Raw genomic sequence first — 1344 nt, 5'->3', positions numbered from 1 at the left:
TCGGCTTTTAACATCGCCGTTTCATGTGCCGAGCAAACCACACCATCCAAGCCATTATCTGCTGCCATTACAGCAAGCCGAAGGACTGTTTCGGGAATGGTGCCTTCTAAACCTATGGCTTCAAATGTTTGCTGATCCATGCTGGTTAGCAATGTCACACCAATCAGTAGAGGAGCATCATGATGACTGCCGATCGCTTCACGTGCTGCAGACATCATTGCCGGTCCACCCAAAGTATGAACATTCATCATCCAGACGCCTAAATCAGCAGCGGCTGCACAGGCTTTAGCAACAGTATTTGGAATATCGTGATATTTTAAATCCAGAAAAATATCAAAACCTTTTTGTTGTAACGTTTTGACGATTTCCGGGCCGCTGCGGGTAAATAATTCTTTACCTATTTTGAGGCGGCAACGCGAAGGATCCAGCTGATCGGCCATGTTCAGCGCGGCATTCGCATCGGGGTAATCCAACGCCACAATAATTTTTGATTGACTCATACTGCTTTCCACTAAAAATTTTATGCAGATCCTACCTTAACTGACAGGGGATTGCGTCTGAATTCACTGAAACCTTATCGATAATGCTATCCTGTGCGCCAATTTTTGATGAGTTAACACAATGAAATTTGCGACATCAGCACAGGATGGACTTGGCCCGCCGCGGCCAACTGAGTTTTGACCGGGGAACCATTGAAACACCTGCTTTCATGCCGGTTGGGACTTATGGTTCAGTTAAAGCAATGACCCCGGAAGAGGTCAAAGCCACTGGAGCAGAGATCATTCTGGGCAATACCTTTCACCTGATGTTGCGTCCCGGTACAGATATTATCCAGCGACATGGTGATTTACATGACTTTATGCGCTGGGATAAGCCTATCTTGACCGACTCCGGTGGTTTTCAGGTCTTCAGTCTTGGTGAGCTGCGTAAGATAACTGAGCAGGGTGTGCATTTCCGGTCGCCAGTCAGTGGTGACAAGGTCTTTATGGGGCCTGAGGAATCCATGGCTGTGCAACGCGTCCTTGGCAGTGACATTGTAATGATTTTTGATGAATGTACGCCGTATCCTGCTGATGAAAAGACCGCGGCCATTTCGATGCGGTTATCGCTACGTTGGGCAGCGCGCAGTAAAGCAGCACATGGAGATAATCCCTCGGCGTTATTCGGAATCGTGCAAGGTGGTATGCATGAAGCATTACGTGATGAATCTCTGGCAGGTCTGACTGAGATCGGCTTTGATGGTTATGCCATCGGCGGCTTGTCTGTGGGCGAACCAAAAGAAGACATGCTGCGAATTCTCAACCACCTTAGCGAGAAAATGCCAACGGACAAGCCACGCTATTC

2 protein-coding genes are annotated in these 1344 nt (G+C 48.1%); one reads left to right on the top strand and one right to left on the bottom strand.

The genetic code is table 11. The features are described 5' to 3' along the window. Positions 1-500, bottom strand: a 500-nt coding sequence (pyrF, locus tag B3182_RS14850) for an orotidine-5'-phosphate decarboxylase (RefSeq protein ID WP_292753338.1), incomplete at its 3' end; no start/stop codon positions are given. A 152-nt stretch (positions 501-652) separates the two neighbouring features. Between pyrF and tgt the strand changes: the two genes are divergently transcribed. Beyond that, a partial coding sequence (gene tgt, locus B3182_RS14845) for a tRNA guanosine(34) transglycosylase Tgt (RefSeq protein WP_414683352.1) occupies positions 653-1344 on the top strand: 692 nt, incomplete at its 3' end.

The organism is Methylophaga sp. UBA4204 (assembly GCF_002379485.1).
Lineage (GTDB): Bacteria > Pseudomonadota > Gammaproteobacteria > Nitrosococcales > Methylophagaceae > Methylophaga.
Note: the sequence above shows the minus strand (reverse complement) of the source record. Positions and strands in the feature narration are given on the sequence as shown.